The sequence below is a fragment of the Mycobacterium sp. 852014-52144_SCH5372336 genome (assembly GCF_001665615.1).
Lineage (GTDB): Bacteria > Actinomycetota > Actinomycetes > Mycobacteriales > Mycobacteriaceae > Mycobacterium > Mycobacterium neumannii_A.
In genome coordinates this window covers 246,359-268,470 of record NZ_LZSW01000059.1, presented here as the reverse complement: position 1 = coordinate 268,470, position 22,112 = coordinate 246,359, and the positions used below count along the sequence as shown (strand labels likewise).

Genomic DNA, 22,112 nt, shown 5'->3' with positions numbered 1-22,112 from the left:
TTCCATGGGGCAACTTTCACACCGGGTCGACATCCCGTTTCCGCTGTTCGATGCGGACAACCATCTCTACGAGCCGCCCGAGGCGATGACCAAGTACCTCCCGAAGGAGTACGCCGACGTCGTCCAGTACGTCGAGGTCAACGGCCGCACCAAGATCGCGATCAAGGGCCAGATCAGCAACTACATCCCCAATCCGACGTTCTCGGTGGTCGCCAAGCCGGGGGCCTGGGAGGAGTACTTCAAGTTCGGCAACCCCGACGGCAAGAGCAAGCGCGAGCTGTTCGGCGAGCCGATGCGGTCCATCCCGGCGTTCTTCGAGCCCGCCCCCCGCCTCGAGCTGATGGACCAGCTGGGCGTTGACCGCTCGCTGATGTTCCCGACCCTGGCCAGCCTGATCGAGGAGCGACTGCGCGACGACCCGGTCGCCATCCACGTGATCATCCACTCGCTGAACCAATGGCTCGACGAGGTCTGGGGCTTCAACTACCAGAACCGCATCTTCACCACCCCGGTCATCACACTGCCGATTGTCGAGAAGGCAATCGAGGAGTTGGACTGGGCCGTCAAGCGCGGTGCTCGCGCGATCCTGGTCCGCCCCGCTCCGGTGCCCGGATTCCGCGGACCGCGGTCGTTCGCGCTGCCGGAGTTCGACCCGTTCTGGGAGAAGTGCGTCGAGTACGACGTGTTCGTCGGCATGCACTCCTCGGACAGCGGTTACTCGCGCTACACGTCGGAGTGGGACGGCGCCGCGCAGGAGATGCTGCCGTTCCAGACCAACGCGATGTCGATCCTCAACGAGTGGCGCCCGATCCAGGATGCGGTGGCCTCGTGGGTGATTCACGGCGCGTTGTTCCGACACCCGAAGCTCAAGGTCGGCATCGTCGAGGCCGGCTCCAAGTGGATGTTCCCGCTGCTGGACTCGATGGCCGAGGTGTACAAGAAAGCACCCGAGGCGTTCCTCGGTAACCCGATCGAAGAGATCAAGAACCGCATCTTCGTCAGCCCGTTCTACGAGGAGGGCATCGACGATCTGATCAACCTGATCGGCGTCGACCAGGTGCTCTACGGTTCGGACTGGCCGCATCCTGAGGGTCTCGCGGAGCCGACCCACTACGTGACCGCGCTCGAGCATCTGTCTGTCGAGGATCAAGCGAAGATCATGGGCGGCAACCTGGGCCGCCTCGTCACGGTGTGACCTACCGGGAGATCTACCGGACCATCCCCGAGATGGTCTTGAGCGCGGCGGACCGCTTCGGCGACGCGGAAGCGGTCGTCGACGGTCCGCTGCGCCTCACCTTCACCGAACTGGTGCATCGAATCCGATGCGCCGCAGGCGCGTTCAACGAGTTCGGCATCGCCAAGGGCGAGCGCGTCGCCCTCTGGGCACCGAACTCCGCGGACTGGATCGTCGCCGCCTTCGGGCTGCTGACGGCCGGTGGCGTGTTGGTGCCGGTCAACACCCGGTTCAAGTCCGAGGAGGCCGCCGACATCATCGGCCGCAGCGGGGCCAAGGCCGTGCTGGTCCAGAAGAACTTCCTCGGTCTGGACTACTCGCTGCCATTCCCGGAGCCGGCCCGACGCCCGCCCGTCATCGACCTCAAATCCGGCTTCCTGTCCAGCGGCGCACCGTTCGAGCGGGAGGTCGACGGCGCCGACATCGCCGACGTGATCTTCACGTCGGGAACCACGGGAAAACCCAAGGGCGCGATGATGAACCATCGGCAGACCCTGCGCGCGTACGAGGAGTGGGCGACGCTCGCAGACCTGCGCGAGGGCGACCGCTACCTGATGATCAACCCGTACTTCCACACGTTCGGGCTCAAGGCCGGGCTCATCGCGTCGTTCCTGCGCGGCGCGACCATGCTGCCGGTGCCGGCCTTCGACGTCGACCTCGTCGTGGACCTGATCGATCGCGAACGCATCACGGTGCTGCCCGGCCCACCGACGCTCTACCACTCACTGCTCACAGTCGCCGACAAGGACCGGCTCGTGAGCCTGCGGGCGGGCGTGACAGGAGCGGCCGACATCCCGGTCGAGCTGATCCGGCGCATCCACGACGAACTGCCGTTCCAGACGCTGATGACGGGTTACGGGCTCACCGAGGCGGGCAATGTCACGCTGTCACGGCCCGGTGATTCGTTCGCCGACGTCGCGACCACGGCGGGCGTGCCGTGCGAGGACGTGGAGGTCCGCATCGCCGACGACGGCGAGGTGCTGGTGCGCGGATACAACGTCATGCAGGGCTACCTCGACGACCCCGACGCGACGGCCAAGGCGATCGACGCTGACGGGTGGCTGCACACCGGCGATCTCGGTGAATTCACCGACACGGGCCGGCTGCGGATCGTCGGGCGCAAGAAGGACATGTTCATCGTGGGCGGCTTCAACGCTTACCCTGCGGAGATCGAGGGACTCCTCTTGAAGCATCCGGCGGTCGCCCAAGCGGCGGTCATCGGCGTGCCCGACGACCGATTGGGAGAGGTCGGTATGGCGTTCGTCGTCCGCCAGCAGGATCACGACTCTGTCACGGATAACGACCTCATATCGTGGAGCCGCGAGCAAATGGCCGGTTTCAAGGTGCCACGATATGTAGAGTTTCTCGACGAGTTGCCGTTGAACGCCACCGGCAAGGTCATGAAAGACCGCCTTCACCACAATCACGGCTGAGCAAGCGCACAGCGTGTGAATAACATTTCCGCAGGAAAGACGGCTTTGCCGTAGGGGTGCGGCGGCAGGTATCGTCGCCGCCGTAGTCAAAAATTGATAACGGCATTCTCGCAGAGTGGACACGTCATAGACAAGGAGGTTGCTGTGCCGTCATTCAGGCGCCGCGCGTCGGTGATCGACGCGGATCGCGTCACCGAACCGCCTCAGCAAGATCATGAGCGGTCGGCAGGTGCGGACGAGGCGCTCGCTCTCGCGGAGGAGGCGGAGGCCGAAGCGGCCGAGGCGGAGGCGATCGCCGCCGCCGCCCGTGCTCGAGCCAAGGCCATCCGGTTGCGCCGGCAGGCTGCCGAGGCGAAAGGTTCCCCAGCAGCCGAAGAGACTGTTGAGTCGGCCGACTCGAAGACCACGGCCGGGGAGACCCCGGACGTCGCGACGGACACCGAAGCGGAGGCGGCGGGCGATACCGATGCTGCGTCCGACGACGATGCGGCCCGCGACGAAGCGGTCGGCGACGAAGTTGCCGCGACCGAGGCAGCCGAGATGTCGAAGCGCCGCCTGCGGATGCCGCGGATTCGATGGAAGATCGTCGCCGCGGTCGTCGCTGTCCTGCTGATCCTGTGGTTCGGCGCCGCGAGCGGTTACATGGTGTGGCAGCACCGGCAGGCACAACAGGTACAGCAGCGCACCGCCGAGTACGTCGCCGCGGCGCGTCAGAGTGTCGTCACGTTGATGTCATTGGACTTCAACAAGGCGAAGGAAGACGTGCAGCGCATCATCGACAATTCGACCGGGGAATTCAAACAGGACTTCCAGGACCAGGCGGAGGATTTCGCGAAGGTGGCGCAGGAATCCAAGGTCGTCACTGAGGTCACGGTCAATGTGGCGGCGGTGAAGTCGATGACAGACACCGGCGCCACCGCGATCGTGTCGGCCACCTCGCGCGTCACCAATAGCGCGGGGGCCAACCAGGAGCCGCGCGCGTGGCGTTTATTGGTGGATCTGGTCCGCGAGGATGATCAGATCAAGATGTCGAAAGTCGAGTTCGTGCCGTGACCGCCGACGCGAAGACAAATGCCGAAGACACCTTGACCGAGGCCGCGACAAGGGAGAACATGTCGATTTCCGAAGGGGCTGACTCGACCGCTGAAGGGTCGGACTCGGCCGCCGCGGACGAGACGATGACCGGAAGGCCTCCCGGTGCCGGTCGCAGAACGGTGCAGGCGGCGCGCAAACGCGTGGGCGCCATTGTCCTGACCGTCCTGCTGCTGGCGTCAGCCGGTATCGCGGCATGGCTCTACTTCGGCGAATATCGGACCGACCAGCAGACGGACGCCCAGTCGCGGCAAGTGGTGCTGGATGCGGCGACATCGGGGACCAACGCGTTGCTGTCCTACTCGCCGGACACCCTGGAAAAGGACTTCGCGGCAGCCAAGTCGAATCTCACCGGCGACTTCTTGAACTACTACACGCAGTTCACCCAAGAGATCGTCACGCCCGCCGCGAAACAGAAACAGGTCAAGACAAGCGCAGCCGTGGTGCAGGCCGCCGTTTCGAAAATGGAGCCGAGTTCTGCGGAGGTGTTGGTCTTCGTCAACCAGAACACCACTAGCAAAGAGAATCCGGACGGCGCCTTCGCCGCGAGCGCCGTCAAGGTCGGTTTAACGAAGGTCGATGACCGTTGGCTGATCAACGCCTTCGAACCCGTGTAGCGTAGCGCGGTGGTGACGCCGCCCGACCAACAGCCGTCGGCGATTGTGCAGCTGCCGACCAAAGCCGAGGACAGTGCCGCGGCCGGCTTGGAGTCGCTGGCGGGGCAGGCCCCATTGCTGCGCGTCATCGACACGATGCTCGAGCTTGCGGTCGAGCGGATCGTGGTGGTGACCGGTGAAGCCATCGCCGATGCGGTCCGCGGCGTGCTCACAGAACACGACGCGGCGTTGCAACTGGTGGCTGTCCCGGAGCCGGCCACACCGATGCGGTTTCTAGCCGCCGGGCTCGAAAAGGTTGTGCGGGAGCACCCAGCCGGCCGGTGGGTGCTCGTGCACGATCTCCGCCAGCCGCTTGCGTCTGTTCAGGTGGTCGATCGGGTGCTTGCCCGGTTGCGGCAAGGTGATCCCGTCGTGCTGCCCGCCCAGCCGGTGACTGACAGCGTCAAGGCCGTCGACGAACGCGGCATCGTGATTGCGACGCTGGACAGGTCGACGCTGCATGCGGTGCAGTATCCGCGAGGTTTCGCGGTCTCCCGGCTCGCCCAGCTGCTACGCTCGACCGTCGAACCGGAAGTAGAGGACCTCGACGCGACAGTTCTGGCGCGCGGGCCGATCACCCTGGTTGACGGCGACAGCGAGGCGTTTGTCGGCGAACTGCCTCGCGACGCGCCGTTCTTGGAGACGCTCATCGCGACGCACCGCCTCAGTTGAATCTGCATCGAAGTAAGTGCCCGGCAAGGGCGATGTCACGGCGGTACGTCACCTTGATGTTGCGGTGTTCGCCGCGAAAAGTGCGGACCTCGATGTCGGTGAATCTCTCGATGCACGAGGATGTGTCGGTGCCCTCGAACTGTTCCCTCTCCGCTGCTCGATACGCCTCGAGCAGCGGCGCAGCGCGGAACGCTTGTGGCGTCTGGACTCGGACCAGCGCGGGCGCCTCGACCGCCTCGCGCCCGTCGGTGAGCACGTCTGGCAGAGGCAGGGCCGGAACGGCGCCGCCGAACTCGCGGGCCACCTGCAACGCGGAAAGAAACATGTCGGGGCCCGCGACGGGCCGGGCAGCGTCGTGGATCAGGACCACGTCGGTTGAACCCGTTTCGATGTCGTCGGCCAGATAGCTCAGCACATTCAGTTCCGAGCGGTGGCGGGTGTCGCCACCCTCAACCAGTTCGATTACAGCGCCAGCCAACTCCCGCTCGGTCAGGTCCTCGGCGAGGCCTCGCTCCCCTCGCCGGTGAACCAGAACGATTCGCCCGACCTCGGCAAGCTCAGTCAAGGTGTTCAATGACCAGAACACCATGGGGCGGTCGGCGATCGGGAGGTAGGCCTTGTTGCCGTCGGCGCCCACCCGCGTGCCGATTCCCGCGGCCAGCACCACAGCCACGGCGGAGGGATCCGGCGTCGCATTCACCTCTGTATCTTGGCACCGGTCGAAGGGCTGAACCGCTACGGGGCGCACCCGGCGGTCGCCCGCCGCTAGATGATGAACTGGCTCGCGTACTCGGGGCAATAGAACTGCACGGCGTCCGCAATGAAGATCGCGGTCTGCCTCGGCGAGAAGGCCGACCCTTCGTGCTGCAAGGTGCCGTTCAGAATGGCGTCGTGAACCTCCGCAGGCGACATGCCGGCGTCGAAATGCGCGCATGTCTCTTTGGCCCTATTGATCGTACGCTCCTGCCCCCCGAAATTGATCCCGTCGTCGAAGAGCTTGCGACTGAATGCGTCGTCGGTCGCGTCCGCTGCGGCGTGTCCGGGGATAGTGACACCCAGGCTGACAAGCGCTATTGCCGTGCCGACGCATTTGATGATGAGGCGAACGATCATGTTGAAGACTCCTCAGTCGAACCGACACGCGACGCCGATCCCAGCCAGAGTAATGATATCCGAGCGCACTCACTCTGAAACGTGTCAGTCGCCTACGGTGCGCGTCGAGTTGGCGGGACGTCCGCGTTCGAGATCAGTCTTCGGCGTGGCGGTTCTGGTCCCAGCGCTCGAGGCGGGCCTGCAGGTCGTGGATGCACAGCGCCGCAAGCGGTGCCTCCACGGTCATGCAGACGACCACCAGTAGCGCCGTCATCGCTCTCTCGATTCGTCGGCGTCGTGGCGCGATGACACCTGCGCACGCCGGGAGTGCGCGGTCCGTCGCACCGCACACGACGTGTTCGGCGCACGGCTGTCGACTCCGTGACCAAGCATCTCGAAGGCCGACATCCGGATTCCGTGGTAGCGGCCGCGCTCGCCGTTCACCCACGGCTCGGTCCACCTGTCGAGCAGTTCCCCGGCGCGCAGCAACGGCAGCAGGTCGCTGACGAGCCGACGGTTGATCCCTCCCACTAGCAATTTCTCGATCAGGTCGACCGAGTCGTGCCAGTCGACCGAGACGTCGTGGTTCAGCCGGAGGTACTGCGGGTCGACGGTCAGCAGTTCCTCGACGCCCAGTGGGCGCAGCCGCCACATCGCCGAGCGCAGGCTCGCGACCGCCCGTCGCGTCTGCGCGTGGGGCCACAGCGTGGCACACACCCAGAGTCGGTGTACGGGCTTGCGTTTAAGCGCGGCGAGCGCGATCAGCCGCTGACACGCGGGCGGCAGCTCGACGGGCCGGCCATCGCGGTGGACGGCGAATCCACCGAGGAGGTGCAGCGACAACTGGTTCACGATCCGATCGTCGGTCGGCGTACGCGCGCTGACATGCATAGTCCACTACTTCAATTGTCGCGACAGCACACCGAGCTACCCGATACCGACCGGCGGCGCGCGGCGGCGCGGCGCGGGTGGGAATGGAGCGATGAGCGAGACGCACCGCGAACCGATGGCGATGCCCTGCCAAAGGCCGTGCGGTCGGGCCGGACGCCGGAATGAGTTGCTGAGCCGGTTTGGCCAAACGCCGTCCGGGTATCTCACCGTCAGCCGTTCGAGGTGGCAGCGGACGATTCACCGCGCCATCGCCCGCCAAGCCGCGAGCAAACCCGAACCGAGCGGTCAAGAAGCGGCCCCGGTTCGCCCGTTACCCGTCGGCGAACTCGCCGATGTCGCCTCGGCGGATGTTTACGTCTCAGCGGTGCAAACGAGGAGGTCGACGATGCCGAAGACGACCAAGAGCGGAAGCGCACGCAAGAGCGAGTTGCCGAGCACACTGCAGAAATCCTCCGCCAAGGCCCAGCGCACGTTCGCGAAGGCCCACGACGCGGCGGCCAAGGAGGAGTACGGCGAAGGAGAGCGTGCCCACCGCGTGGCCTACAGCGCGCTCAAACACAGCTACGAGAAGGTCGGCGACCACTGGGAAGCCAAGTCCGAGAAGGGCCCGTCCGATCAGCGCGCCCGCAGCGGCGGCCCGAACGCCAAGGGCGAAACCGCCGAGGGTGTCGACGCCAATGCCTCGAAGAAGCATCTGGTCGAGGTGGCCCGGCGCCTGGACATCTCGGGGCGGTCGACGATGAACAAGGATGAGCTGGTTTCCGCGATCAAGAAAGCCAATCGCAGGCAGTCCGCCCGCGACCGCTGACCGACGGCCCCTCAGGCACGGCCCGCGGGCTGGGGCTCCACACCCTCCATGAGCAGGTGCTCGCTGCCACCTCGGGGTTCAGCGCGGCGATCCGCATCAGCCTGCGGGCCTTGCGGCGGGTGATCAGGATGCCGACGACGGCGAGTGTCCAGATCGCGTACTGCACGGTCCAGGCCACCCGGAACGAGTCGAAGGAGAATCCGCCGGCCGCGTCGAGGATGGCGCCCATCGACTGCATCACCAGCAGCGAGGCGATGAAGCCACCCATGTTGACCAGGCCGGATGCGGTGCCCAGCGTGGCACTCGGATTGAAGGTCCTGGCGAAGTCGAAGCCCACCATCGAGCCGGGGCCGCCCACCGAGATCACCACGATCAGCGTCACGAGCAGCCACAGCGGCGCCCTGCCAGGTAGTGCCAGCACCACCGTCCACATCAACGCACTGCTCGCGATGATTCCCAGCACGAGCCGCGAGCGCCGGTGCGGGCGGCGCCCGGTGAAGATACCGATCAACACACCCACCGAGATGGCCGCCAGCACCGACACCGTCAACATCAACCCCGCCACGCCCGCCGAGAGGCCCTGAGCATTGGTCAGGTAGGGCACGCCCCACATCAGCGCAAACGCCGTGACGGAGAACTGGGTGCCCATGTGGGTGAAGAACCCGAGCCTGGTGCCCGGTCTTAACCAGACGGTCTTGACGCTGGCCAGCGTCTCGCGCACCGAGACGGTCTGAACCTCCACCGCGTCGCCGTGCGGGGTGTTCTTCACCAGCGCCGCGGTCAGGACCATCGACAACACACCGATGGCCGCCACGGACACATAGGCCGTCGTCCATCCCATCGCGTCGAGGACGGCGAAGAAAGGAACGGCCGAAAGCACTTGGCCGAGCTGCCCGCAGATGCCGGTCAGCTGGGTGACCAGGGGAACCTGACGCGGGGTGAACCAGTGCGGCACGACCCGCAGCACCGAGATGAAGGTGAAGGCGTCGCCGAGACCCAACACCGCGCGCGCACCGATGGCGATGGGCAGTGACTCTGTGAACGCGAGCGTGAGTTGGCCGCCGGACATGAGCGCGGCGCCGGCGAGGATCAGCGTCTTGGAACCGAAACGGTCGAGCAGGACGCCCGCGGGTACCTGAGCCGCGGCGTAGACGATGACCTGCAGCACGACGAACGTCGAGAGCACGCTCGGGCTGGCTTGGAACCGGTCTGCCGCATCGAGGCCGGAGACCCCCAACGTGGTGCGGTCGAGAACGGCGACGATGTATGCGAACAGTCCGGTGGCCCAGACGATCCAGGGACGCACACCGAGCCTTTCCCGCTGACGAGTAATAAGTCTGACTTTTCCATGGTTCCGCACGCGGGTGCGGCGGCGCCAATCCCACGTCGGTGAGTTCGCTCACCGCGGCGATCCGGCGGGACCGCGGAGTTGGCTGTAATCGACGCGTGGTGCATGGTTGTCCAGGACCTGTTCTTGATTATCCCTGATAAATGCGGGTACTAGCGGCTTGTTAGCCGACTAAAGTCAGTGGGGCAGAAATTCGCTCGCAAGCTTCGCGGCAGTTACAGTGATTGAATGAAGCGTCGCGCTCTGCCCTCGGCCCGTGACGCCGTTGGGGGTCGCGGCGGTGGCTGAGTATCGCCTCGACGAGTTGGCGGAGATCTCCGGTGTCAGCGCCCGCAACATCCGCGCCTACCGGGAGCGCGGGCTGCTGGACCCACCGCGACGGGTCGGCCGCTCGGCGTTCTACGACGACTACCACCTGTCGCAGCTGCGCACCATCAACCAGTTGCATCGCCGCGGCTTCAACACCGTTCATATCGCCGAGTTCTTCACCAGCCTGCGTGAGGGCACCGACCTCGCCGACATCCTCGGCATCCAGCGCGCGGTGCTGAGCCCGAGAACCGAAGCGGTCGCCGGGGCGGAGCCCACGGCCGACGCGTCGGGGATCGGCGCCGACAGTGACGAGACACGGCGGCTGGTCGAGTACGGGCTGGCCGAGGTGGTCGACGCCGGCGTGGTGCTGACCGATCCCGCGGTGCGGCAGGTGGTGGCGCGCGCGTCCGACCACCTCGTCGCCGTCCGCGCGCTGCTGCACATCGTCGAGGGCACCCGCGGCGCGGTCGACGCGCTGGCGGCGCAGTTCGTCCAGAGCCTCGGCGAGTGCATGGCGGCACAATTCGGCGCGGACCACGCGCCGACGCCGGACAACGTCGACGAACTCACGCAAGCGGCACGCGAGCACCGCGACCTGTGGACCAGGGTGGTGTCCGGGCGCCTGGAGGAGGCGCTCCAGCGTCACATGCCTGCGACGGACTCCGAACGGACCCCGCCGCTCACCCGGTGACCTGTCGCCACTTGGCGGCCCACTCGTCGTAATCGGTGCAGTCGTCTCCGCCGCCGTCGACGCACTTCTTCTGCGGCGTGGTCCAGTAGTGGATCTTCGCGGCGAATGTCGCGTCGGTGGCGTGGTAGATGTCGCAGAAATCGCGCTCGCTGGTGTGCTCGCAGGCCTTCACGTTGGCGGGCGCCTCACCGAAGAACTCGGCGGCCTGGGCGTTGACCTCCGGTGAGGAGATCCAGTTCATCCACTTGTACATGCAGTTCGGGTGCGCCGCCTTCGACGAGATCATCCAGGTGTCCGACCAGCCGGTGGAGCCCTCTTTGGGCACCACGGTGTTGACCGGAACCCTGTTGCGCGCGCCGATTGTGTTGGCGATCAACTGCCAGGTGGTGCCGATGACGGAGGCGCCGGACTCGAACGCCTCCACCTCCTTGAGATAGTTCGACCAGTACTGGCCGATGTTCTCGCGTTGCTTGTCGAGAAGTCGCACCACGGCGTCGAGCTGTTCGGTTGTCAGCGAATACGGGTCGTCGATGCCCAGCGCGGGGTCCTTCTTGGACAGATACAGCGCCGCGTCGGCGATGTAGATGGGCGAGTCGTATGCGGTGACCTTGCCGCGGTACTTGGCGGCGTCGTCGAAGACCGCTGCCCAGGAATTGGGCGCGTCGCGCACGACCTCGATGTTGTACATCAGCAGGTTGGCTCCCCATCCGTGCGGGATGCCGTACATCTGGCCGTCGACCGAGTTCCACGGCTGATCCTTGAGGAAGGGTGAGATCGATTCGTAGTTCGGGACCAGTGCGGTGTTCACGGGCGCGACGTCGCCGGCGTAGATGAGCCGAAGCGTCGCGTCGCCGGACGCAGAGACCCCGTCGTACCGACCGCTGCGCATCAACTGGACCATCTCGTCGGAGGTGTTGCCCAGCGTCACCTCGGTCTGGCAACCGGTCTGCCGTTCGAACGGCGTCACCCAGTCGGCTTTGGCGTCATTGGTGCCGTCCTCGGCATAGCCGGCCCAGGCGATCAGGTTGAGTTGCCCCTCACCCTCGCCGACCGCGCCGAGCGGCTCGATCTCCGGCGGATTGCCGTCAGGGGAGCTTCGCTCAGCCGCGCAACCGGAAGTCAGCGATAGGATCAGCACGGCACAGCTGATGACGGCCCAACCGGTTCGCACGACGGTGGACGGCCAGCGCGCCATGGATTCCAACTCCTCGTTCGATCGGCGGATCGTCGAACCGTGCTCCTGCGATGATTCCCCGTTTCGGCTTAGCTCGGCAACGCCGCGCCGGTGCGACGCCGGTGATACGGCCGTGACCAGTGGAATTGAGGGGAATCGTGTGACAGCTGTCGTATCCTGTGCCACGTGTCAATATCTCGGCGCACCGTTCTGAGGGCCGCGTTGGCCGCGCCCGCGGCGCTGACCGTCGGGGCCGGTGTGCAATCGGCCGCCACCGCGCCCGCTGCAGCGGCGCCGCTGGGCATACTTCTCGACTACGCGGCCGGAGTGCTCAAGGCCAGCGACATTCGTGCGGCGGGCGCCCTGGGCGCCATTCGCTACGTCTCCGACCGCCGGCCCGGCGGGGCTTGGATGCTGGGGAAGCCGATCCAGCTGGCCGAGGCGCGCGACCTGTACCAGAGCGGTCTGAAGATCGTGTCCTGCTATCAGTACGGCAAGAAGGACACCGCCGACTGGCTCGGCGGGCAGAACGCCGGGGTCGCGCACGCGAAGCGAGGCTGGGAATTGCATGTCGCCGCCGGCGGGTCGCAGGGCGCGCCGATCTATGCGTCGATCGACGACAACCCGTCCTACGAGCAGTACAAGCAGCTGGTGGCGCCGTATTTGCGCGGCTGGGAGTCGGTGCTGGGCAGGCAGCGCGTCGGCGTCTACGCGAATTCGAAGACGATCGAGTGGGCGATCCAGGACGGCATCGGCACGTACTTCTGGCAGCACAACTGGGGATCGCCGGGGAAGCTCGCGCATCCCGCCGCGCACCTGCACCAGGTCGAGATCGACGAACGGTCGGTGGCCGGGATCGGCGTGGACGTCAACCACATCCTCAAGCCTCAATTTGGGCAGTGGGATTAAACCTTACCGATCAGTAAGTAACCACAGCAAACTTTTTCGGGTGGCCGGGGCCCTCGAGAAGACAAATCACGCGCGTTTGTCTCGTCGGGGCGCGGTGGCATCGCTGGTGAGACGCATCGAAAATTTCTCTATAACGATTTGATAACAAAACTGCCGTGATCAGCGCACTTCTGCCTACTCGACCGTAACCACCTGCATGCAGGACGTTTGTCCCGAAAGCCTTCGGCCCGTGCCGAACTGCGCGTTATGCAACGGGTGGTTACCCGAGCGTAGAACTCTTCAGTAACCATTTCGGGCGCGAAATCGAGGCGTGTTCTTATGACACGCTTAGTGCGGCTGGAGTGCACGGAAGGCGGTTCGCAGGAAGTCGCGGAACGACTCAGAACCGCCCGACCGAACCAGTGGGATTCGACGCCGAATCGCGTGGCGCCGCGGCGGGCAGCCGGGAGCCATCGGAGCTTCTGAGACGACAACCGACGACGAGCATGACGCGGGACAGAGGAGAGAACAAGACGTGACGATCAACGAGCAGCACAGGGTGTCTACCGACCGCACCGCAGGAGCCGCCCCCGCCGGTAATCAGGCCCTCGTCGATCGACTGAACTCCGGTGAGCCCTATGCCGTGGCCTTCGGCGGCCAGGGCGGCTCGTGGTTGGAGAACCTCGAGGAGCTGGTCAGCTCGGCCGGCATCGAGTCGGAGCTCAGCGAGATCGTCGGGGAGGCCGCGCTCCTCCTCGAGCCGGTGGCACGCGAACTGGTCGTGGTGCGCCCGATCGGCTTCGAGCCGCTGCAGTGGGTGCGTGCGCTCGCCGCCGACGAGCCCCTGCCCGCGACGAAACAACTCATCACCGCGGCCATCTCGGGACCTGGCATCCTGCTGGCGCAGATGGCCGCGATCCGCGCCGCCATCCGCCAGGGTCTCGACCTGTACGACGCGCCGCCGGTCGCGATGGCCGGGCACTCTCAGGGCGTCATCGCCTGCGAGTCGCTGCGGTCGCGAGGTGTTAAGGACGCCGAACTTCTGGCGCTGCTGCAGCTGATCGGCGCGGCCGGGTCGTTGGTGTCCCGCCGTCGCGGCATGGTCGGCCGCGGAGACAAGTCCCCGATGGTCTCGGTGACGAACGTCGATCCGGACCGCATCGCCGAACTGCTCGAGGAGTTCTCCTCCGACGTGCGCACCGTGCTGCCGCCGGTGCTCTCGATCCGCAACGGCAGGCGCTCAGTCGTCATCACCGGCACCCCCGAGCAGCTGGGCCGCTTCGAGCTGTACTGCTCCAAGATCACCGAGAAGGAAGAGGCCGAGCGCAAGAACAAGATCCGCGGCGGCGCGATCTTCAGCCCGGTCTTCCACGGCGTGCAGGTCGAGGTCGGATTCCACACGCCGCGGCTGGCCGACGGCGTCGAGGTGGTCGAGCGCTGGGCTGCCAAGTGCGGCATCGACCCCGACCTCGCCCACGAGATGACCGAAGCGATCTTCGTGCGCCCGATCGACTGGGTGGCCGAGGTGGAGCGGCTGCACGAGGCGGGCGCGAAGTGGATCGTCGACCTCGGCCCCAGCGACACCGTGACCCGGCTGACCGCCCCGATCATCCGCGGGCTGGGCGTGGGCATCGTTCCCGCCGCCACCCGGGTGGGGCAGCGCAACCTGTTCACGGTCGGCGCTGAACCCGAGGTTCCGCCGGCGTGGTCGAGCTATGCGCCGTCCACCGTGCAGCTGCCCGACGGTTCGGTGAAACTCTCGACGAAGTTCACCCGCCTCACCGGTCGCTCGCCGATCCTGCTCGCGGGCATGACCCCTACGACCGTCGACGCCAAGATCGTCGCGGCCGCGGCCAATGCCGGGCACTGGGCCGAGCTCGCCGGCGGCGGGCAGGTCACCGAGGAGATCTTCACTGACCGCATCGCCGAGCTGACCACGCTGCTCGAGCCCGGCCGCGCCGTGCAGTTCAACTCGCTGTTCCTCGATCCCTACCTGTGGAAACTGCAGCTGGGGGGCAAGCGCCTGGTGCAGCGGGCCCGTCAGTCGGGCGCGCCCATCGACGGTGTCGTCGTCTCCGCGGGCATCCCCGAGCTCGAGGAAGCCGTCGAGCTGATCGACGAACTGAACACCGTCGGCATCAAGCACGTGGTGTTCAAGCCCGGCACGGTCGACCAGATCAAATCGGTTATCAAGATCGCCGCCGAGGTGCCGAACAAGGACGTCATCGTCCACATCGAGGGTGGCCGCGCCGGTGGGCACCACTCGTGGGAGGACCTCGACGACCTGCTCCTGAGCACCTACGGCGAGCTGCGCAAGCTGTCGAACATCACCGTCTGCGTCGGTGGGGGCATCGGCACCCCCGAGCGCGCGGCCGAGTACCTGTCCGGACGCTGGGCCACCGAGTACGGCTTCCCGGCCATGCCGGTCGACGGCATCCTCGTCGGGACCGCGGCGATGGCGACGCTGGAGGCCACCACGTCTCCGGCCGTCAAGCAGATGCTGGTCGAGACCACCGGAACCGACCACTGGATCAGCGCCGGAAAAGCCCAGGGCGGCATGGCATCCAGCCGCAGCCAGCTCGGTGCGGACATCCACGAGATCGACAACGCCGCATCGCGGTGCGGTCGGCTGCTCGACGAGGTCGCCGGTGACGCCGAGGCCGTGGCCGAGCGGCGCGACGAGATCATCGCGGCGATGGCGACCACCTGCAAGCCGTACTTCGGCGACATCGGGGAGATGACCTACCTGCAGTGGCTGCAGCGCTACGTCGAGTTGGCCATCGGTGACGACGACAGCACCGCCGACACCAAACTGGCCGACAGCCCGTGGCTGGCCGACACCTGGCGCGAGCGGTTCGCCGACATGTTGCACCGTGCCGAAGCTCGACTGCACCCGCAGGACTCCGGCCCCATCCCCACACTGTTCAATGACGCTGCACTGCTGGACGATCCGGCCCGCGCCATGGCGACCCTGGCGGGGCGCTACCCGGAGGCCGAGACGCTGCGCCTGCACCCCGCCGACGTGCCGTGGTTCGTCACGCTGTGCAAGAAGCCGGGTAAGCCGGTCAACTTCGTCCCGGTGATCGACAAGGACGTGCGTCGGTGGTGGCGCAGCGACTCCCTGTGGCAGGCCCACGACGCCCGCTACACCGCCGACCAGGTGTGCATCATCCCCGGGACCCAGGCCGTCGCGGGGATCACCCGCGTCGACGAGCCGGTCGGTGAGCTGCTCGACCGCTTCGAGCAGGCCGCCATCGACGAGGCGGTGGCCGTCAACGGCCAACCCGTGAAGGTGGTGTCGCGCCGGCAGGCGCGCGCCGACGTCACGGGTCCGCTTGCGGTGGTGCTGGATTCGCCCGATGTGTTGTGGGCCGGCCGCGTCGCGATCAACCCCGTGCATCGGATCGGTGCACCCGACGAGTGGCAAGCCAACGAGAACCGCAACGCGACGCATCCGTCCACCGGTGCCCGCCTCGAGCTCAGCGGTGAGCGTGTGACGCTGAGCGTCCCGCTGTCCGACATCTGGATCGACATCCCGTTCACGCTGCCCTCGTGCACCGTCAACGGCGGCATGCCTGTCGTCACCGTCGAAGACGCCTCGGCCGCAATGCGTTCCGTGCTCGCCATCGCCGCCGGTGTGGACGGGCCCGACGCCATGCCGCCGGTGCACGACAACACCGCGACGGTGACCGCGGATTGGGACCCCGAACGGGTCGCCGACCACACCGGGGTGACCGCCGCGTTCGGTGCGCCGCTGGCGCCGGGCCTGACGCTGGTCCCCGACGCGCTCGTCGGCTATTGCTGGCCCGCGGTGTTCGCGGCGATCGGCTCGGCGATCACCGACGACGGTTTCCCCGTCGTCGAAGGGCTGCTGAGCCTGGTCCACCTCGACCACGCTGCGCACCTGCTGACGCAGATGCCGAAGGAGCGGGCCGAATTGACCGTCACCGCAACGGTTTCAGCGGCCAGCGACACCGAATATGGCCGCGTTGTACCCGTGTCGGTGCAGATCCGCGACGCCGAGGGCACGCTGCTGGCCGAGCTCGAGGAACGCTTCGCGATCCGCGGACGCACCGGTGCTGCGGAACTGGGCGACCCGCCGCGCGCGGGCGGTGCGATCACCGACAACGCGACCGATACCCAGCGTCGTCGCCGCCGTGACGTCACAGTCACCGCACCCACCGACATGAGCGCGTTCGCCGTCGTGTCAGGAGACCACAACCCGATTCACACCGATCGCGCCGCCGCGCTGCTCGCGGGGCTGAAATCGCCTATCGTGCACGGCATGTGGCTGTCGGCCGCGGCACAGCACGTCGTGGCCGCCACCGACGGCAGGCCCGCGCCGCCGGCTCGGGTGGTCGGCTGGACGTCGCGGTTCCTCGGCATGGTGCTGCCGGGCGACGACATCGAGTTCCGCGTCGACCGCGTCGGAATCGACCGCGGCGCCGAGATTCTCGAGATCAGCGCCAAGGTCGGCGGTGAGCTCGTGATGTCGGCGACGGCGCAGTTGGCCGCGCCGAAGACCGTGTACGCGTTCCCCGGTCAGGGCATCCAGCACAAGGGCATGGGCATGGAGGTACGGGCCCGGTCCAAGGCGGCCCGCAAGGTGTGGGACACCGCCGACAAGTTCACCCGCGAGACGCTGGGCTTCTCGGTGCTGCACGTGGTGCGGGACAACCCGACCAGCCTGATCGCCAGCGGTGTGCACTACCACCATCCCGACGGTGTGCTGTTTTTGACGCAGTTCACCCAGGTCGCCATGGCGACCGTGGCCGCCGCCCAGGTCGCCGAGATGCGCGAGCAGGGCGCGTTCGTCGAGGGTGCGATCGCCTGCGGTCACTCCGTCGGCGAGTACACCGCGCTCGCGTGCGTCAGCGGCGTCTACGAGCTCGAGGCGCTGCTCGAGGTGGTGTTCCACCGCGGCAGCAAGATGCACGACATCGTGCCGCGTGACCACCTCGGCCGGTCGAACTACCGGCTCGCCGCAATCCGGCCGTCGCAGATCGACCTCGACGATGCCGACGTCAAGGCTTTCGTCGCCGAGATCTCCGAGCGCACTGGTGAGTTTCTGGAAATCGTGAACTTCAACCTGCGCGGCTCGCAGTATGCGATCGCCGGCACGGTGCGCGGCCTCGAGGCCCTGGAGGAGGAGGTCGAGCGGCGCCGCGAGATCAGCGGCGGCAAGCGGTCGTTCATCCTGGTGCCCGGCATCGACGTGCCGTTCCACTCCTCGGTGCTGCGGGTCGGCGTGGCCGACTTCCGCCGCTCCCTGGAACGGGTGATGCCGCGCGATCAGGATCCGGATCTCATTGTCGGCAAGTACATCCCGAACCTGGTGCCGCGGCCGTTCACGCTCGATCGCGACTTCATCGAGGAGATCCGGGATCTGGTGCCTGCCGAGCCGCTCGACGAGATCCTCGCCGACTACGACACCTGGCGTAACGAGAAGCCGCGCGAGCTGTGCCGCAAGATCGTCATCGAGTTGCTGGCGTGGCAGTTCGCCAGCCCGGTGCGGTGGATCGAGACGCAGGACCTGTTGTTCATCGAGGAAGCCGCGGGCGGTCTGGGGATCGAGCGCTTCGTCGAGATCGGTGTGAAGTCCGCGCCGACGGTCGCCGGGCTGGCGGCCAACACGCTCAAGCTTCCCGAGTATTCGCACAGCACAACCGAAGTGCTGAACTCGGAGCGCGACGCTGCGGTGCTGTTCGCCACCGACACCGACCCCGAGCCCGAACTCGAGGACACACCGGTCCCGGCTCCCGCGGCCGAAGCCGCCGCGCCCGTCGAGTCGGCCGCACCGGCCGCCCCCGCGCCGGCTGCACCCGCCGGTGGGCCTTCGCCGTCTGTCGCGCCCGCGGGCGCTCCTTCGCCATCTGTCGCGCCCGCGGGCGCTCCGCGTCCGGACGACCTGACGTTCGACGCCTCCGACGCCACCATGGCGCTGATCGCGCTGTCGGCGAAGATGCGCATCGACCAGATCGAACCGCTGGACTCCATCGAGTCGATCACCGACGGTGCGTCCTCGCGTCGTAACCAGCTGCTGGTCGACCTCGGCTCCGAGCTCAACCTCGGCGCCATCGACGGTGCGGGCGAAGCCGACCTGGCCGCGTTGAAGGGGCAGGTCACCAAGCTGGCCAGGACCTACAAGCCGTTCGGCCCCGTGCTCTCCGACGCGGTCAACGACCAGCTGCGCACCGTCTTCGGGCCGTCCGGTAAGCGCCCGGCCTACATCGGCGAGCGGGTCACCAAGACCTGGGAGCTGGGCCCGGGCTGGATCAAGCACGTCACCGTCGAGGTGGCGCTGGGCACCCGGGAGGGGACCAGCGTGCGCGGTGGTGAGTTGGGTGGCCTGCACGACGGGGCACTGGCCGACGCCGCCACCGTCGACAAGGTCATCGACAGCGCGGTCGCCTCGGTGGCGGCCCGCCGCGGTGTGGCGGTGTCTCTGCCGTCGGCCGCGGGAAGCAGTGGAGGCGTGGTGGATTCCGCCGCGCTGACCGAGTTCGCCGAACGGGTCACCGGTCCGGATGGCGTGCTCGCCTCGGCGGCGCGGATGATCCTGGGCCAGCTCGGCCTGGACACCCCGGTCCCGGTGCCGGAGGCCACCGACGCCGAACTGATCGATCTGGTCACCGCCGAACTGGGTTCGGACTGGCCGCGACTGGTGGCGCCCGTGTTCGACGGTCGCAAGGCGGTGCTCTTCGACGACCGCTGGGCCAGCGCCCGCGAGGATCTGGCTCGGCTGTGGTTGTACGACGAGGACGAGATCGACAAGGACTGGCAGCGACTCTCGGAACGCTTCGAGGGCGCAGGCCACGTGGTCGGGACGCAGGCGACCTGGTGGCAGGGTAAGGCGCTGGCGGCGGGTCGCAACATCCACGCCTCGCTGTACGGCCGCGCGGCCGCGGGTGCCGAGAATCCGGGCACCGGTCGCTACCACCACGAGGTCGCCGTCGTCACCGGCGCGTCCAAGGGCTCGATCGCGGCGTCGGTGGTCGCGCAGTTGCTCGACGGCGGTGCCACCGTCATCGCGACGACGTCCAAGCTCGACGACGACCGGCTGGCGTTCTACCGGACGCTCTACCGCGACCACGCCCGCTGGAACGCGAAGCTGTGGGTGGTGCCCGCCAACATGGCGTCCTATACCGACATCGACGCGCTGGTTCAGTGGGTCGGCACCGAGCAGACCGAAAGCCTTGGGCCGCAGTCGATCCACATCAAGGACGCCCAGACCCCGACGTTGCTGTTCCCGTTCGCCGCTCCACGGGTGGCGGGTGACCTGTCTGATGCCGGGTCGCGCGCCGAGATGGAGATGAAGGTGCTGTTGTGGGCCGTGCAGCGGCTGATCGCCGGTCTGTCCCACATCGGCGCCGAGCGCGATATCGCCGCACGCCTGCACGTCGTGCTGCCCGGTTCGCCGAACCGCGGCATGTTCGGCGGCGACGGTGCCTACGGCGAGGCGAAGTCCTCGCTCGATGCGCTGGTCTCGCGGTGGAAGGCCGAATCGTCGTGGGCGCAGCGGGTTTCGCTTGCGCATGCGCTGATCGGCTGGACCAAGGGCACGGGCCTCATGGGTCACAACGACGCGATCGTCGGTGCGGTCGAAGAGGCCGGAGTGCGCACGTTCACCACCGCCGAGATGGCGGGCATGCTGCTCGGGCTGTGCGACATCGAGGCCAAGGTCGCCGCGGCGCGTGAGCCGCTACAGGCGGACTTCACCGGCGGGCTGGCCGATGTCGACATCGACATGGCCGAGCTGGCCGCCAAGGCCCGCGAAGAGATGGTGTCCGAAAGCCACACCGAGGACACCGATCCCGAGGGCACCGTGCGTGCCCTGCCGTCACCGCCACGCGGTTACAAGTCCGCGCCGGCACCCGAGTGGGCCGACCTCGACGTCGATCCCGCCGACATGGTGGTGATCGTCGGCGGCGCCGAACTCGGACCGTACGGTTCCTCGCGCACCCGCTTCGAGATGGAGGTCGAGAACGAGCTGTCGGCCGCCGGCGTCCTCGAGCTGGCGTGGACGACCGGGCTGGTCAAGTGGGAGGACGATCCCACGCCGGGCTGGTACGACACCGAAACCGGTGACCTGGTCGACGAGGGCGAGCTGGTGGAGCGCTACCACGACGCCGTGGTCGAGCGGGTCGGCATCCGCGAATGGGTGGACGATGGAGCGATCGACCCCGATCACGCGTCGCCGCTTCTGGTTTCGGTCTTCCTCGACAAGGACTTCACATTCGTCGTGTCGTCGGAGGCCGAGGCCCGCGGATTCCTGAAGTTCGATCCGGAGCACACCGTGATCGCGCCCGTACCCGACAGCGGCGACTGGCAGGTGACCCGCAAGGCGGGCACCGAGGTCCGGGTTCCTCGGAAGGTCAAGCTGTCCCGCACAGTGGGCGCGCAGATCCCGACCGGGTTCGACCCGATGGTGTACGGCGTCAGCCAGGAGATGATGAACTCCATTGACCGGTTGGCGATCTGGAACCTCGTCACCACTGTCGACGCGTTCCTGTCGGCGGGCTTCAGCCCGAGCGAACTGATGCGCTGGGTGCACCCGAGCCTGGTGGCCAGCACGCAGGGCACCGGCATGGGCGGTATGACGTCGATGCAGACGATGTACCACGGCAACCTGCTGGGCCGGAACAAGCCGAACGACATCCTGCAGGAGGTCCTGCCGAACGTCATCGCCGGACACGTCGTCCAGAGCTATGTCGGCAGCTACGGGGCGATGATCCACCCGGTCGGGGCCTGCGCGACGGCGGCCATCTCGGTCGAGGAGGGTGTCGACAAGATCAAGCTGGGCAAGGCCGAGTTCGTGGTCGCCGGCGGGTACGACGACACGACTCTCGAGGCGGTCATCGGGTTCGGTGACATGGCCGCGACCGCGGACACCGCGATGATGCGGGCCAGGGGGATCAGCGACTCGAAGTTCTCCCGTGCCAACGATCGTCGCCGGCTCGGGTTCGTCGAGGGCCAAGGCGGCGGGACGATCCTGCTGGCCCGTGGTGATCTCGCGCTCAAGATGGGGCTGCCCGTGCTCGCTGTGGTGGGCTACGTGTCGTCGTTCGGCGACGGTGTGCACACCTCGATCCCGGCGCCCGGTCTGGGTGCGTTGGCCGCAGGCCGCGGCGGTCGCAAATCGCAGCTGGCGAACTCGCTGGCCGAGCTCGGCGTCGGACCCGACGACATCGCGGTGGTGTCCAAGCACGACACGTCGACGTTGGCCAACGATCCCAACGAGACCGAGCTGCACGAGCGGCTCGCCGACGCGCTGGGCCGCTCCGACGGCGCACCGCTGTTCGTGGTGTCGCAGAAGAGCCTGACCGGTCACTCGAAGGGCGGTGCCGCGGCGTTCCAGATGATGGGGCTGTGCCAGATCCTGCGCGACGGCGTCATTCCGCCGAACCGCAGCCTGGACTGCGTCGACGACGAGCTCGCCGGGTCCGCGCACATGGTGTGGCTGCGGGAGACCCTGCACCTCGGCGGCTCGTTCCCGCTGAAGGCGGGGTTGATCACCAGCCTGGGCTTCGGCCACGTGTCCGGCCTGATCGCGCTGGTGCATCCGCAGGCGTTCCTGGCCGCGCTGACCCCCGAGCAGCGCGCGGACTACAAGCAGCGTGCGGATGCCCGGGTGCTGGCAGGCCAGCACCGGCTGGCATCGGCGATCGCCGGCGGCAAGTCGCTGTACGAGAAGCCGGCCGACCGCCGGTTCGGCCACGACGCCCCCGAGAAGCGGCAGGAAGCCGACATGCTTCTCGATCCGGCATCGCGGCTCGGCGACGACGACGTGTATGTCCCCGGCGGAAGCGGGCGATGAGCGCTTG

General features: G+C 67.2%; 14 protein-coding genes. 9 read left to right on the top strand and 5 right to left on the bottom strand.

The genetic code is table 11. The features are described from left to right. The first annotated feature begins 4 nt into the window (after positions 1-4). The 5 genes from A5759_RS21035 to A5759_RS21015 all read left to right on the top strand — a co-directional run bounded on the left by A5759_RS21035 (position 5) and on the right by A5759_RS21015 (position 5,087). Positions 5-1,195 carry an amidohydrolase family protein gene (locus A5759_RS21035; protein WP_067386660.1) on the top strand — a complete coding sequence of 397 codons (1,191 nt, stop codon included), beginning with the start codon at positions 5-7 and terminating at the stop codon, positions 1,193-1,195. Continuing rightward, entirely contained in the window at positions 1,192-2,667 is a 1,476-nt protein-coding gene (locus tag A5759_RS21030) for a FadD3 family acyl-CoA ligase (RefSeq protein ID WP_082962224.1), read from the top strand. The genes A5759_RS21035 and A5759_RS21030 overlap by 4 nt, the downstream gene beginning before the upstream one ends. Positions 2,668-2,811: 144 nt before the next feature. Then, positions 2,812-3,720: a hypothetical protein gene (locus A5759_RS21025; RefSeq protein WP_067386662.1), complete on the top strand. Its 909-nt coding sequence runs from the start codon at positions 2,812-2,814 to the stop codon at positions 3,718-3,720. Between the two features lie 59 nt (positions 3,721-3,779). Next, positions 3,780-4,376 (top strand): hypothetical protein, encoded by a 597-nt coding sequence (locus tag A5759_RS21020; protein WP_067386898.1) that lies wholly within the window; start codon positions 3,780-3,782, stop codon positions 4,374-4,376. Between the two features lie 9 nt (positions 4,377-4,385). Continuing rightward, on the top strand, positions 4,386-5,087 hold the full coding sequence (locus tag A5759_RS21015; RefSeq protein WP_082962223.1) for a 2-C-methyl-D-erythritol 4-phosphate cytidylyltransferase: 702 nt from the start codon (positions 4,386-4,388) through the stop codon (positions 5,085-5,087). Here A5759_RS21015 and A5759_RS21010 read toward each other — a convergent pair. The 3 genes from A5759_RS21010 to A5759_RS21000 form a co-directional block, all read right to left on the bottom strand. Further along, entirely contained in the window at positions 5,080-5,787 is a 708-nt protein-coding gene (locus A5759_RS21010; protein ID WP_231984708.1) for a 2-C-methyl-D-erythritol 4-phosphate cytidylyltransferase, read from the bottom strand. The two genes, A5759_RS21015 and A5759_RS21010, sit on opposite strands and share 8 nt — an antisense overlap. A gap of 65 nt (positions 5,788-5,852) precedes the next feature. After that, positions 5,853-6,200: a DUF732 domain-containing protein gene (locus A5759_RS21005; protein ID WP_067386664.1), complete on the bottom strand. Its 348-nt coding sequence runs from the start codon at positions 6,198-6,200 to the stop codon at positions 5,853-5,855. A gap of 249 nt (positions 6,201-6,449) precedes the next feature. Then, positions 6,450-7,031 carry a transcriptional regulator gene (locus A5759_RS21000; protein ID WP_067386667.1) on the bottom strand — a complete coding sequence of 194 codons (582 nt, stop codon included), beginning with the start codon at positions 7,029-7,031 and terminating at the stop codon, positions 6,450-6,452. A gap of 424 nt (positions 7,032-7,455) precedes the next feature. Between A5759_RS21000 and A5759_RS20995 the strand changes: the two genes are divergently transcribed. After that, the gene (locus A5759_RS20995; RefSeq protein WP_067386669.1) at positions 7,456-7,878 is read left to right on the top strand and encodes a ChaB family protein; all 423 of its coding nucleotides are present in this window, start codon (positions 7,456-7,458) and stop codon (positions 7,876-7,878) included. Here the strand turns inward: A5759_RS20995 and A5759_RS20990 are convergent. Beyond that, on the bottom strand, positions 7,838-9,184 hold the full coding sequence (locus tag A5759_RS20990; protein WP_082962222.1) for a nitrate/nitrite transporter: 1,347 nt from the start codon (positions 9,182-9,184) through the stop codon (positions 7,838-7,840). The genes A5759_RS20995 and A5759_RS20990 overlap by 41 nt on opposite strands. 298 nt (positions 9,185-9,482) lie before the next feature. Here A5759_RS20990 and A5759_RS20985 point away from each other — a divergent pair, with 298 nt between their 5' ends. After that, positions 9,483-10,226, top strand: coding sequence for a MerR family transcriptional regulator (locus A5759_RS20985; RefSeq protein ID WP_308206427.1), 744 nt, complete (start codon positions 9,483-9,485; stop codon positions 10,224-10,226). Here the strand turns inward: A5759_RS20985 and A5759_RS20980 are convergent. Next, a complete protein-coding gene (locus A5759_RS20980) occupies positions 10,216-11,421 on the bottom strand; it encodes an ABC transporter substrate-binding protein (protein ID WP_067386671.1) in 1,206 nt (401 codons plus the stop codon). The two genes, A5759_RS20985 and A5759_RS20980, sit on opposite strands and share 11 nt — an antisense overlap. Positions 11,422-11,586: 165 nt before the next feature. Here A5759_RS20980 and A5759_RS20975 point away from each other — a divergent pair, with 165 nt between their 5' ends. Both A5759_RS20975 and A5759_RS20970 read left to right on the top strand, forming a co-directional pair. Next, on the top strand, positions 11,587-12,309 hold the full coding sequence (locus A5759_RS20975) for a DUF1906 domain-containing protein (protein ID WP_197506138.1): 723 nt from the start codon (positions 11,587-11,589) through the stop codon (positions 12,307-12,309). A 514-nt stretch (positions 12,310-12,823) separates the two neighbouring features. Further along, positions 12,824-22,105 carry a type I polyketide synthase gene (locus A5759_RS20970; RefSeq protein ID WP_068200954.1) on the top strand — a complete coding sequence of 3,094 codons (9,282 nt, stop codon included), beginning with the start codon at positions 12,824-12,826 and terminating at the stop codon, positions 22,103-22,105. The last annotated feature ends 7 nt before the right edge of the window (positions 22,106-22,112 follow it).

What these genes read in the sequence shown, in the direction of transcription:
- A5759_RS21035 (WP_067386660.1), top strand. Translation starts at nt 5, where the DNA reads ATGGGGCAACTTTCACACCGGGTCGACATCCCGTTTCCGCTGTTCGAT.
- A5759_RS21005 (WP_067386664.1), bottom strand. Translation starts at nt 6,200, where the DNA reads ATGATCGTTCGCCTCATCATCAAATGCGTCGGCACGGCAATAGCGCTT.
- A5759_RS20995 (WP_067386669.1), top strand. Translation starts at nt 7,456, where the DNA reads ATGCCGAAGACGACCAAGAGCGGAAGCGCACGCAAGAGCGAGTTGCCG.
- A5759_RS20980 (WP_067386671.1), bottom strand. Translation starts at nt 11,421, where the DNA reads ATGGCGCGCTGGCCGTCCACCGTCGTGCGAACCGGTTGGGCCGTCATC.
- A5759_RS21020 (WP_067386898.1), top strand. Translation starts at nt 3,780, where the DNA reads ATGTCGATTTCCGAAGGGGCTGACTCGACCGCTGAAGGGTCGGACTCG.